The sequence below is a fragment of the Enterobacter cloacae complex sp. IR5384 genome (genome assembly GCF_049237265.1).
GTDB lineage: Bacteria > Pseudomonadota > Gammaproteobacteria > Enterobacterales > Enterobacteriaceae > Enterobacter > Enterobacter cloacae.
Genome location: NZ_JBMKHJ010000018.1, coordinates 78,273 through 85,607, shown reverse-complemented (window position 1 = coordinate 85,607; position 7,335 = coordinate 78,273). Strand labels below are relative to the sequence as shown.

The following is a 7,335-nucleotide window of genomic DNA, read 5'->3' as shown; positions in this document are numbered from 1 at the left end:
CTGATGATCTGTTCGTCGGAAAAACGCTTCTTCATGGGGATGTCCTCATGTGGCTTATGAAGACATTACTAACATCGGGGTGTACTAATCAACGGGGAGCAGGTCAGCGTTAGTGCAGCTTAAGTCTGGAGGCATCAGAGGGATGGTTGAGAGCCAGATTGAGCCGGATAGCGACCATCCGAAGTGTTGGTGCAAATGGGATGATGGCAACTACTCGGTGCATCACGAACACGAACTTCGCGCGGCTACTGTTGATGAGCCTCGCGTCTATAAGAAATTAGCGTAAGGAGATGGATGTGAAACTGATTGATATTTTAGTGCAGGAATTACCTAAGCTTGGCGGTTGGCCTGAAGGGGCTGTTGAGTGCGTTCGTTTTGTTGATGAGGCGACAATTGATTTCTATGACGAACATGGTAATTGGCCTGATGACTGTTCTTTAACTTACGGACCAATTGCAAAAGCCATATGCATAACACCAACAGAGCCTTGCCAACGTGAAAGTGTGACACTAGTAGAATACGAAGCCGCATTTGCAGCCGGCAAGACAGAATGGGATGGGCAGGGATTGCCTCCGGTTGGTTGTCGCATAGAGGCAAATTACGGCGGTGAATGGGTTGAGGCTACAGTTGCTTACACCGAGCGACCTGAAGCGCACGGTGATGCAGTAGCATGGAAGGAAGCGCTTGTATTTGACTGCAAGACAACTCGGCCTTTCTGGGCTGATGAATTACGCCCTATCCGCTCAGAAGCTGATATGAAGAAGCAGGATGCGATATTTGCCATTGCTGAATTATGCCGACGGTCAGCCAGCAACGGACACTCAGCAGAGCTAATCTACGACGCTATCAAGTCAGGAAAAATCGTAATCGACTAGACCGCCGCAATGGCGGTTTTTTATTGGAGATAGATAATGATTGCCCACATTCTGGTTCGCTATCACAGGCGCTCGGCAATGCATGAGGATGAGGTGGTGTCAGTACATTTTAAGAAGAGTGATGCGCTGGCAATAGCTACCGCCAAAAATGATATCCATCCATCAAAACAACCATACATCTACCGCGTCATAAGCAAAACAATGAAATGACGGAGTAACCATGGAATCACACAGCCTCACACTCGATGAGGCCTGTGCATTTCTCAAGATATCCAGACCTACCGCCACTAACTGGATTCGCACAGGCCGCCTTCAGGCAACACGCAAAGACCCTTCAAAACCTAAATCCCCATACCTCACTACACGGCAAGCCTGCATTGCGGCTCTTCAGTCTCCGCTGCATACTGTCGGCGTGAGCGCGGGTGATGGCATTAAAGAGGAAACGAAATGTCACTCTTCCGCAGAGGTGAAATATGGTACGCATCGTACTCGCTACCGGGCGGGAAGCGAATTAAGGAAAGCCTTGGGACTTCCGACAAGCGGCTCGCTACTGAACTACATGACAAACGCAAAGCTGAACTGTGGCGAGTAGACCGGCTTGGCGATTTCCCTGATGTAACGTTTGATGATGCCTGCATGCGGTGGCTTGAGGAAAAAGCCGAGAAGAAGTCACTGAATGACGACCGCAGCCGCATGGCGTTCTGGTTGGCGCATTTCGAAGGGATTCGATTAAAGGATGTTACGGAGCAAAGGATTTACTCAGCTGTAAATAAGATGAGCAACCGCAAGCTGCTTGAGATATGGAAGATTCAGGCAGCCGCGGCGCAGAAGAATGGTAAGCCAGCACCGGTATATTCAGCCTCCCCCGTCACGACTTCCACCAAGGCCAAGCATCTGGCACTGATGAAGGCCATTCTGCGTGCGGCAGAACGTGACTGGAAGTGGCTGGAGAAGGCTCCAGTTATTAAGGTTCCTGCAGTAAGGAATAAGCGGGTGCGATGGCTGGAGCATGAAGAGGCGAAGAGGCTTATTGAGGAGTGTCCTGAGCCGCTGAAGTCGGTTGTTAAGTTCGCACTGGCAACCGGACTTCGTCGCTCGAACATCATCAATATGGAATGGCAACAGATAGACATGCAGCGTCGGGTTGCCTGGGTGAATCCTGAAGACAGTAAATCAAACAGAGCTATTGGCGTAGCGCTGAATGATACAGCCTGTAAGGTTCTGCGCGATCAGATTGGCAATCATCATAAATGGGTGTTCGTCCATATGAAAGCCGGTGTTCGACCTGATGGCTCTAAGACTCCATCAGTGAGGAAGATGCGGGTTGATGACCAGAGTGCATGGAATGCAGCTTGTCGTCGTGCAGGTATTGAGGATTTCCGTTTTCATGACCTGAGACACACATGGGCAAGCTGGTTAATTCAGTCCGGTGTTCCTTTATCTGTATTACAGGAAATGGGCGGCTGGGAAAGCATCGAAATGGTCCGTCGATATGCCCACTTAGCACCTAACCATTTAACTGAGCATGCGAAGCAAATTGACTCGATTTTTGGGCTTGATGTCCCAAATATGTCCCACAACGGAAATGAGGAGGAAGTGAAAGAGGCGTAAGTTCATGATTCATAATGGCACGCCCTGTAGGATTCGAACCTACGACCTACGGCTTAGAAGGCCGTTGCTCTATCCAACTGAGCTAAGGGCGCACTGAGAAGAGTGAACTTCGCGGTGGTGAAACGCGAAGAATTATACGGTCAATGGCAGGTGAGTCAATGCCTTTTCCGTTTTCACCCCCGATTAGGGCTAGCTGATTGTAAATATGGCTGTTTTTTCAACATCCCCGGCCTTTCTTTCGTAGAATTTAGCGCTGCGAAAAGGCTTAGCTGCATTTAAGTAACGCCTGCTGTTTTCCTGAGCGTCAGCTCGTCACACTAGTGTGAGGTATCCCGGCCGCCTGGAGGCTGACAGACAACAGGACAATGGAGTGACAGCGCAAAACCTGATCGATACGTCCCCCAGCTTGCAGCACCTCTCTCACGATATCGCGGGCATCAAACTTGAGCCTATCATCGCCCTCTCCTCGCAGCGCCAGGTTGGGGTGGAAGTGCTGAGCGTTCTGTCAGCAAGAGAGCAAAGCGAAGCATTTTTCAACGATCGGTCTGCGGAGTGGTCACTTACGCTGCTTGAAGCGCAACTTGTCGCGCTAAAAAATACCCCGCACTGTCATAATCTTTACGTCAATCTGCCGATAACCGTATTAACGCAGCCGGACGCCTTTCAGCGGCTTCTCCGGCTGCCTGCCGCACCGCTGAATATAGAAATTGTCGACCCGGCACGCTTTCTGGCGCTGTCTGACACAAAACGGCAGGACGTTCACCAGCGCCTGCTGCAGCTCAGAAGACAAGGCCACGGTATCTGGCTGGATGATATTGATGAAGCGATCGTCCAACCGTTTTTGTCCTGCCGGCTGCCGTTAACCGGCATAAAAATCGACAAGGAAGCATTCTGGCGTTTACGCGCCACCCCTGCGCTCGGGCAACTGGTGACACGTTGCTTTCAGCTTGCCGACAACGTGCTTATTGAAGGTATTGAGACTGAAAAGGATCATAGCCGGGCACGACAGGCAGGAGCAGGACTCGGCCAGGGGTACTACTGGCCGTCCTGGACATGGCCGGAGGAATAAAAAGCCATTTCCAGGAGGGAAGCCATGCGAATGACAGTGCGCCGTTACCGGCGGCGGCGTACAGGAAGTGATGCACTGGGATTTACGCACTCGCCTTTTGCTCCCCCCTTTTTCGACCGGCTCGAATTTTTGAGCCAGTCCATCCACCAACATCGCAAAACCGACGCGCCCTTTATTATTCTGGTCACGGAAGATCATTTCCTGCGCACCGGTTTTCTGAACAGCCAGTTTCCCCTGAGCAGCTGTAGCGACTACCCGACGCTGGACGAAGCCTTTCAGGCGCTCAACCAGTGGCCTGCAGCCCGTCTGGTGGTAGATATTGAAAGCCGCACCACGGCGCTTATGGAAAAGCTGGATCAGCTGAGAAGACACAGCCTGTATCCGCCCTTTCTCACGCCGTATCTGTTGGTCAGGGCGGATAATTACGACACCCGTCTGTTCTGTAAAGCGGCGGGGCCGTTTCATGTCCTTGAACGCCAGTCAACGGCGGCGGCACTCCAGCACAGCCTGATGGACATCAGCCCTCCACAGGGCTCCAGTAAAGAGTGGTTCTCTCGCGGCGAGTGGCCCATTTTACAGGAGCTGTCGCGGGGGAAGTCACTACGTCAGATCGCCCTGCTGCAGAATCGCCCCTACAGCCGCATTATCTATCGCCTGAGCTGCATTCTGGTGAAGCTCGGGCTTAGCCATCGCCAGGAACTGCTGCATCTTCTCAATAATCTCTCCGACTGCCCGTTTTACTCTTAACCTAACCCCTTATTTCCTAAAGATCTTTAGGAAGTTACTTACTGAAAATGTTAATTTTATGTTAACTGTTAACATAAATCTCGAAATTACAACTATTCCTAATTTCTGACTCTGAACCACGTGAAATATTAAAGAATAAGTAAAGCGCAGCACTTTCATCCATGCGTTAAGGGATTGATGGTTCCGTTAACAGGATGATAATGATGTAAAAACAAGCAATTTGGTTGCACGCCCCTGGCGCTTAAAGCGAAGGCCGCAGAAGATTTTGCTCTTCCGGCATAGTATTTTTCTGATATCGGGGAGAGGTATCAGGATGAGGATGAGACGCGCTATCTGTGCAAATTCACGCCACTTCAGCAGCAGGTGAGACGTTTTACTGCCCCGCCATTTCATTAACAACTTTGCAACATATAGTGGTATCTGTTATTTTTTGTTATTACATAAAGATGAAAAGATGCGGTAAATGGAATAACAGGACATTTCCGCTAAATTTAAAAAAATAGCCATTCAGATCCAGAAGATAATACAAATCAATAATCATGAATTAATCTGCAGGCTTTTCGGAGAAAACTTACACGGTATAATAAGACGCGTACCAATTATGAATAAGAAAAACCTTTTTGCCGCCACCAGCCAAATGAGATGACCGCGCTGAGGCAATGACATTACCACTACGTTAACAAGGATGCTTTCGCTCTTTCCAGGGAAATACCACCCTATAAGGATCTGCAAATTTATCCTTCCGGCATTTCGAGAGTTTGAACCAAACTCAGCATAACGCTTTTAACAATCTGAGGCATAAAAAATGAAACCGGCATCCGTTATCATTATGGACGAACATCCTATCGTCAGAATGTCGATAGAAGTCCTGCTACAGAAAAATAAAAATATCACAGTCAAACTGAAGTCTGGCGACAGCCATGAAGTTCTCGACTGTATCCGCAATCACGCCATCGATCTGGTGATCCTGGACATTGAACTTACGGGCACCGATGGCTTCGCTTTATTGAAAAGAATCAGAAACTTAAACAAAGACATAAAGGTCCTGTTCCTCTCTTCCAAATCGGAGTCCTTTTACGCAGGCCGTGCCATCCGCGCCGGGGCAAATGGGTTTGTCAGTAAACGAAAAGATTTAGGTGAGATCTACAACGCCGTGGAAATGATTCTGATGGGCTATTCTTTTTTCCCGTCGGAAACGTTGAACTTTATTAATCACCTGGGCTCAGGGAAAGGGATGGCATCCGATATGCCATTATCGAACCGTGAGGTCACCGTACTGCGGTATCTGGCGAATGGCTTATCGAATAAGGAAATTGCCGAACAGCTGCTATTAAGCAACAAAACCATTAGCGCGCACAAATCCAATATTTATTCCAAGCTCGGTGTGCAAAGCATTGTGGAATTAATTGATTACGCCAAGGCACACGAGCTGCTATAACCTGAATTCACTCCCTGCAGTTTATCTGAGTTGCAGGGAGTGCGGTCAGCGCTAATTATAATTAATCATAAATGTGGCATCCGCATCGGCGCGTCCGGGTCGGGGGTTATCCGCTGTGGCAATATAATTAGCATAAAATGACAACACGGCATTACCCTGCGCATCTACTGCCACCGGCTGGCTGGCCTGCTGTAACGCAAGACGTGTTTTATCCGCATCCCTGATCTCCACCGCGACGTTATTCGCCGTACTGGCGTCATTCAACGCCAGCAATCCGCTGTCACTCCCGTCAGTTTTCCCGGAAAACGTAATTGATGCCGAGCCTGGCGGACAGCCAGTCAGCTTCAGCGTAAAGGGCATGGGCTGCGTGCGGCTCCCCGTGGTGCTGAGCTGCTTCGTCGGCCAGGTGCCCAGCGTGACGGTCTTGTCGCTGTCGCTGCCCTCTGCCACGCAGGTAAAATCAACGATATTGCCGTACATCTGAATATTGATCTCGCCCAGCGCTGTGGCTGACCACGCGTTTGCCTGACACATCGTCAGGGCCAGCGCAGCGAAAGGCCATTTCCAGTTCCCCATCTCTTCCCCTTAATCGTAATCCACGCGCAGATAGCCGCGAGAGGTGAACCGGCCTTCTGCTGGCTTATTCCCCGTAATGCTCACCGGCCAGACCCGGATCCCCACCTGCGCCTGCGCGCTGTCATCCAGACGGAACGGAATTTTGCTGTTCAGGTTGTTAGGCGTCAGAGGCGTACCGCTATCGTTCGCCACGACAAACCCTAAATCCGGGTTATCGGAAACCAGCGCATTGCCCGAGATTTTTTCCGCCTCGATGCGCATCGTCAGATACGCATTGGCCTCCACATTGGTGCACTTAATGGCAATGGTTTTGCTTTGTGGTGAGACGTTCTGAGGACGATTGCCGGCCCCCGCCTGGCTGAACAACGACGCGCCAATATCACCAAAATCAAACTCCACCACCTGCCCGGCGTTAATCGCACAGCTTTGTGGTACCTGAATGGTGCCGCTGTAGCTGATGGTATAGACCGGCGTATTCAGCGGATCGGATGACGTGGTGGTGACATAGACGGTGAACATGGTCTGCTGGGGGATCACCACCATGTTGATAAACCGCCGTGTGACCCGCAGACGAAAGACCAGCTTCGAATCGGTGACAGGAAACGCTTTGTTGTTCGGAACGTTAGGGTGCTGCCCCATCTGAATGTAGTCTGACGGTGGATAGAAGGTGCCCGCGTAGTCATCGTGGATCTGCATTGCGCCATCAAGGTAGTCATTCAGCTTCACATACTTATAGCCATCAATTACCGTCGTTATCGGCAGGCTGGTGACATAACTACGCATCGTGGACTTTCCGGTTGTTCCTTTAGGGCAAATGGCGTTCACGCCCACCAGCCCGGATTTTTGCGCAAGGGTCACAATCTGCCCCGGTTTGTTATTGGAGCTGTTAAAGACGTTTGAAAGATCGTATGAGATATCCTTCGGCACGCCCGTGGCGTTCTGGCAAACCGTCGCCCACGCGGGCATCATGCTGCAGAGCAGCGCTAAGCTAAACACATTGCGTAAACTGCGCATCTTTG

8 protein-coding genes, 1 tRNA gene and 1 pseudogene are annotated in these 7,335 nt (G+C 50.4%); 7 read left to right on the top strand and 3 right to left on the bottom strand.

Going from position 1 to position 7,335, the window contains the following annotated elements:
- The first annotated feature begins 296 nt into the window (after window positions 1-296).
- The 4 genes and pseudogenes from ACOTX3_RS15725 to ACOTX3_RS15710 all read left to right on the top strand — a co-directional run bounded on the left by ACOTX3_RS15725 (window position 297) and on the right by ACOTX3_RS15710 (window position 2,486).
- On the top strand, window positions 297-875 hold the full coding sequence (locus ACOTX3_RS15725) for a hypothetical protein (protein ID WP_127869187.1): 579 nt from the start codon (window positions 297-299) through the stop codon (window positions 873-875).
- Between the two features lie 36 nt (window positions 876-911).
- Window positions 912-1,085: a hypothetical protein gene (locus ACOTX3_RS15720; RefSeq protein WP_161496905.1), complete on the top strand. Its 174-nt coding sequence runs from the start codon at window positions 912-914 to the stop codon at window positions 1,083-1,085.
- Between the two features lie 10 nt (window positions 1,086-1,095).
- Window positions 1,096-1,191, top strand: a pseudogene (locus ACOTX3_RS15715) (helix-turn-helix domain-containing protein); the annotation flags it as partial.
- Window positions 1,192-1,322: 131 nt separating this feature from the next.
- Window positions 1,323-2,486, top strand: a complete 1,164-nt coding sequence (locus ACOTX3_RS15710; protein ID WP_127869188.1) for an integrase — start codon at window positions 1,323-1,325, stop codon at window positions 2,484-2,486.
- Between the two features lie 15 nt (window positions 2,487-2,501).
- Here the strand turns inward: ACOTX3_RS15710 and ACOTX3_RS15705 are convergent.
- Window positions 2,502-2,578, bottom strand: a tRNA-Arg gene (locus tag ACOTX3_RS15705).
- A 278-nt stretch (window positions 2,579-2,856) separates the two neighbouring features.
- On the opposite strand from ACOTX3_RS15705, the gene ACOTX3_RS15700 reads away from it, so the two are divergent.
- The 3 genes from ACOTX3_RS15700 to fimZ all read left to right on the top strand — a co-directional run bounded on the left by ACOTX3_RS15700 (window position 2,857) and on the right by fimZ (window position 5,740).
- Window positions 2,857-3,555, top strand: coding sequence for an EAL domain-containing protein (locus ACOTX3_RS15700; RefSeq protein WP_029882622.1), 699 nt, complete (start codon window positions 2,857-2,859; stop codon window positions 3,553-3,555).
- Window positions 3,556-3,579: 24 nt separating this feature from the next.
- On the top strand, window positions 3,580-4,302 hold the full coding sequence (locus ACOTX3_RS15695; RefSeq protein WP_058678874.1) for a helix-turn-helix transcriptional regulator: 723 nt from the start codon (window positions 3,580-3,582) through the stop codon (window positions 4,300-4,302).
- 805 nt (window positions 4,303-5,107) lie between these two features.
- The gene (gene fimZ / locus ACOTX3_RS15690) at window positions 5,108-5,740 is read left to right on the top strand and encodes a fimbria biosynthesis transcriptional regulator FimZ (protein ID WP_013095936.1); all 633 of its coding nucleotides are present in this window, start codon (window positions 5,108-5,110) and stop codon (window positions 5,738-5,740) included.
- A 51-nt stretch (window positions 5,741-5,791) separates the two neighbouring features.
- Here fimZ and sfmF read toward each other — a convergent pair whose 3' ends face one another.
- Both sfmF and fimH read right to left on the bottom strand, forming a co-directional pair.
- Entirely contained in the window at window positions 5,792-6,316 is a 525-nt protein-coding gene (gene sfmF / locus ACOTX3_RS15685; RefSeq protein ID WP_013095935.1) for a fimbria assembly protein, read from the bottom strand.
- 9 nt (window positions 6,317-6,325) lie between these two features.
- Entirely contained in the window at window positions 6,326-7,330 is a 1,005-nt protein-coding gene (gene fimH / locus ACOTX3_RS15680; protein WP_058678873.1) for a type 1 fimbria D-mannose specific adhesin FimH, read from the bottom strand.
- Window positions 7,331-7,335 lie beyond the last annotated feature (5 nt).

Bases quoted from the DNA above. Each gene is read 5' to 3' on its own strand.
- ACOTX3_RS15720 (WP_161496905.1), top strand. From the start codon at position 912: ATGATTGCCCACATTCTGGTTCGCTATCACAGGCGCTCGGCAATGCAT.
- ACOTX3_RS15710 (WP_127869188.1), top strand. From the start codon at position 1,323: ATGTCACTCTTCCGCAGAGGTGAAATATGGTACGCATCGTACTCGCTA.
- ACOTX3_RS15695 (WP_058678874.1), top strand. From the start codon at position 3,580: ATGCGAATGACAGTGCGCCGTTACCGGCGGCGGCGTACAGGAAGTGAT.
- fimZ (WP_013095936.1), top strand. From the start codon at position 5,108: ATGAAACCGGCATCCGTTATCATTATGGACGAACATCCTATCGTCAGA.
- sfmF (WP_013095935.1), bottom strand. From the start codon at position 6,316: ATGGGGAACTGGAAATGGCCTTTCGCTGCGCTGGCCCTGACGATGTGT.
- fimH (WP_058678873.1), bottom strand. From the start codon at position 7,330: ATGCGCAGTTTACGCAATGTGTTTAGCTTAGCGCTGCTCTGCAGCATG.